3 protein-coding genes are annotated in these 3504 nt (G+C 46.1%); 1 reads left to right on the plus strand and 2 read right to left on the minus strand.

The window, feature by feature from the left end; all coding sequences use genetic code 11:
• Positions 1-137: 137 nt before the first annotated feature.
• On the minus strand, positions 138-1271 hold the full coding sequence (locus RMO79_RS18505) for a cob(I)yrinic acid a,c-diamide adenosyltransferase (protein ID WP_310484715.1): 1134 nt from the start codon (positions 1269-1271) through the stop codon (positions 138-140).
• A 147-nt stretch (positions 1272-1418) separates the two neighbouring features.
• Between RMO79_RS18505 and RMO79_RS18510 the strand changes: the two genes are divergently transcribed.
• Positions 1419-2690, plus strand: coding sequence for a valine--pyruvate transaminase (locus RMO79_RS18510; protein WP_310484716.1), 1272 nt, complete (start codon positions 1419-1421; stop codon positions 2688-2690).
• Between the two features lie 162 nt (positions 2691-2852).
• On the opposite strand, the gene RMO79_RS18515 is transcribed toward RMO79_RS18510, so the two are convergent.
• Positions 2853-3500 carry a response regulator transcription factor gene (locus RMO79_RS18515; RefSeq protein ID WP_310484717.1) on the minus strand — a complete coding sequence of 216 codons (648 nt, stop codon included), beginning with the start codon at positions 3498-3500 and terminating at the stop codon, positions 2853-2855.
• Between the last annotated feature and the right edge of the window lie 4 nt (positions 3501-3504).

Genomic DNA, 3504 nt, shown 5'->3' on the forward strand with positions numbered 1-3504 from the left:
CCCCAGGCTAGTAGCGAAAGTCCTCATTAGAGGACTGAATTAATAGTCCTCTTCAGAGGACTTTCGCTATTAGCACTTGAGTCGCGGGCGGTGCCGAGCGGAGCTATTCATGACGATCGAGAGAGTAGATTATCTACCTAAAAATCTACACCTCTTCTTAAATCGACACCACGATCGGCATAATGTTTATGACAAATCATTTCTGAATGGACGCTGGCAATATTAAAGTAAGCCGGAGTATTAAAACAGCGTCCGGTAATAATTACCTGAGTGCCTTCGGGCTTATTTATCAAGCTGCGGACGATCGGTTCTTGAGGGAGCAAATCGAGGTCTACAGTGGGGTTTAATTCGTCGAGAATGATTGTTTTATACAATCCAGAGGCGATCGCACTACTGGCGATCTCCCAGCCCCGTTGCGCCTCAATGTAGTCGATTTCTTGTTGTTTGCCGCGCCAGACGATCGCATCGCCGCCACAGCGATGGCGATCTACTAAATGAGGATAACTTTTTTTCAAGGCATCGATCGCCGCATCTTCGGTATAGCCAGTACCACCTTTGAGCCATTGGACGATTAAAACGCGATGGGATTCATCTTGACCGATCCCGCGTCCGATCGCTTGTAATGCTTTGCCCAGGGCACTTGTAGACTTACCTTTACCGTCGCCCGTATAAATTTCGATCCCTTCAATGCCTTGTGCGGCGGCTTCGGGGTGATAGTGTGCTCTCATTTCCGAGTGTAAATCGGCAATTTCGATTAGTGCTGCGGGTGCATCTCTCCCGGTGACAATGACTTCGAGATGATTGGGTTTAGATTGAAGCATTTCGACGACTTCGGCGATAGGAAGTAAGCCTAAATCTAGAGTGGGGCTGAGTTCGTCTAAGACAATTACCGAATATAAATCTGAATAAATCGCCCCTTTAGCCACAGTCCATGCCCGATAAGCTTCAGCTCGATCGAAATCGGTAATTTCATCCTTCCCAAAATACTCAGATCTACCAGTGCGAACCCGATCGATCAAATGGGGAAAACTTTTTCTCAATGCCGCGATCGCGGCATCTTCATCATAATCTCGTTCCGACCCTTTTAAAAATTGTAATAACAAAATGCGCGTATCCGCACCTGCTTCAATTCCCAGTCCGATCGATCTTAATACTACCCCTAATGCGGCTTGGGATTTGCCTTTCCCCGTCCCATCATAAACGTGGATTTGTCCTGTTGCACGTTCTTTACGCTTGGTTGCCGTGCGAATCCCAATCCCAACTCTACTCACGTATCTTTTACTCCCAATTTACTAGTTGCCAATCTTCACCGCCCCATGATTATAGACAACTTGGCGGAATGGTTGTTTATAATAGCCATAACATCTGCTCGTACACAAAGTGTCGGCGGAAGCCGAATCGCTTATCACTTCATCACTATGAACCTCGCACTATCTCAACTCGGTACCCAGATGTCTAATTTGACTGGCGTGCGCGCCATCATGAAAGACATTCAAGCAACGCTCTCGGCTAGTAAAGGGCAAGAATTTATTAATCTGAGTGCGGGTAACCCCGTGATCCTACCGGAAATCGAGCAGATGTGGCGGGACTACACCCATGAATTATTAGATAGTCCCGATTATGGCGAGGTGGTATGTAGATACGGTTCGAGTCAGGGCTATCAGCCGCTTATCGATGCGATCGTTAGTGATTTTAATCGCCGCTACAGCCTCAATTTGACCTCGCGCAACGTCTTAATTACACCGGGCAGTCAAAGTCTCTATTTTTATGCGATCAATGCCTTTGGCGGGCAAACAGTGGGGGGACAGAGTAAGCAAGTAGTATTACCACTGAGTCCCGATTATACGGGCTATGGCGGGATGGCGATCGTGCCAGATTCGATCGTTGCTTACAAGCCAACTTTAGATATCGATGCTGGCAATCATAGTTTTAAATATCGTCCCGATTTCAGTCAATTGCAAATTGGCGAAAATACTGGTTGCGTCCTATTTTCGCGCCCTTGCAACCCGACGGGTAATGTCTTAACCGATGAGGAAGTGCAAAAAATTGCCGCTCTCGCTGCGGGGTACGATGCGCCAGTATTAATCGATTCGGCTTACGCGCCACCATTCCCCAGCTTGAATTTCACAGAAATGACTCCGATTTTTGGAGACAATATCGTCCACTGTATGAGTCTTTCTAAAGCCGGATTGCCAGGGGAAAGAATTGGGATTGCTTTGGGCAGTGCAAAATTTATTGGTATTCTGGAATCATTCCAAACCAATATGTGCATTCATTCGTCGCGATACGGGCAAGCAATCGCAGCTAAAGCCATTGCCAGTGGTCGGTTGGCAGATTTAGCAACTACTGTCATTCGCCCTTATTACCAGCAAAAGTTTGCGGTATTAGAAGCAGGAATCACTAAATTTATGCCCCAAGATTTACCTTGGTATCTCCACCGGGGCGAAGGGGCAATTTTTGCCTGGATGTGGTTCCAAGATTTACCGATAACTGACTGGGATTTATATCAAGCTCTCAAGGAAGTCGGAATTATCGTCGTTCCCGGTAGTTCGTTCTTCCCTGGATTGCGGGAAGAATGGGCGCACAAGCACCAATGCATCCGCATCAGTCTAACTGCTACCGATACAGAAATCACCATCGCGATGGAGCGATTAGCCACCGTAGTTGAAAGAGTTTATCGGGGAAAATAAATTTGTAGGTTGGGTTGAGCCTTGCTCAACCCAACCTACGATCTTTTCAATCCAAAATCCCTAAGGGACTTCCAAAAATAAAATCGTTCTAGCATTTTTGATGTATTTAGCAATCGTCAGATCTGTTAATTAAGACTGGAATTATTAATTATTTGGAAGTCCCTAAGCCATTCTAGTTTCGATCGCCCATCTTGCCAATTCGGTACGATTGTTGAGTCCGGTTTTACCGAGCATATTTGAAACGTGACTTTCGATCGTGCGTTGGCTGACATTCATTTGTAGGGCAATTTCCCTATTTGCCAATCCTCTAGCAACTAATTGGACTACTTTAAGTTCGGTGGGGGTAAGTTCTACGCTAGCAGGAACCTGAATTGGCGAACTGTCGTCACCGATACCATCGGTATATAACAGCAGACGATTGGTTTGCTTGAGCGAAGATTCAACTTGGGCGACGAGTTCTTCTGGCTCGAAGGGTTTTACCATATACACATCAGCCCCCAAATTCAAACCCTTAATCCGATCTTGACTTTGCCCTCTAGCCGAGAGAAATAATACCGGAATCCAGCTCGTGCGCGGATCTTGCCGAATATTTTCGATTAGTGCATAACCATCCATTTCTGGCATCATGATATCGCAGATAATCATATCTGGGAGATGATGGGCAAGCAGGTTGAGAGCTTCTTTACCATTGTCGGCGGTCTGTACCTCATAGCCTCGAAACTCTAAATAATCTTTGACTAATAAGATGAGATTGGGGTCATCATCGATTAATAGTAGTCGCTTGCGGTCTTTTCCACCAACTGCTTTCATAATC

Origin of the sequence: Chamaesiphon sp. VAR_48_metabat_403, from assembly GCF_031422475.1 — a bacterium.
Lineage (GTDB): Bacteria > Cyanobacteriota > Cyanobacteriia > Cyanobacteriales > Chamaesiphonaceae > Chamaesiphon.

What these genes read in the sequence shown, in the direction of transcription:
- RMO79_RS18510 (WP_310484716.1), top strand. Translation starts at nt 1,419, where the DNA reads ATGAACCTCGCACTATCTCAACTCGGTACCCAGATGTCTAATTTGACT.
- RMO79_RS18515 (WP_310484717.1), bottom strand. Translation starts at nt 3,500, where the DNA reads ATGAAAGCAGTTGGTGGAAAAGACCGCAAGCGACTACTATTAATCGAT.